General features: G+C 24.9%; 1 pseudogene. It reads left to right on the forward strand.

Annotation, left to right across the window (positions count from 1 at the left end):
* A pseudogene (locus tag SH09_RS13820) lies at positions 1 to 120 on the forward strand (replication initiation factor domain-containing protein); the annotation flags it as partial.
* Between the last annotated feature and the right edge of the window lie 121 nt (positions 121 to 241).

Genomic DNA, 241 nt, shown 5'->3' on the forward strand with positions numbered 1-241 from the left:
ATAAAAGAAATTTCGCCAGTCGATTTAACGGACTTAATGAAATCGACTTTAAAAGCGAACGAAAAACAATTGCAAAAACAAATCGATTTTTGGCAACATGAATTTAAATTTTGGAAATAGTGTACATATTAATATTACTGAACAAAAATGATATATTTAAACTATTCTAATTTAGGAGGATTTTTTTATGAAGTGTCTATTTAAAAATTTGGGGAATTTATATGAGGTGAAAGAATAATTT

Source organism: Staphylococcus gallinarum (assembly GCF_000875895.1).
GTDB lineage: Bacteria > Bacillota > Bacilli > Staphylococcales > Staphylococcaceae > Staphylococcus > Staphylococcus gallinarum.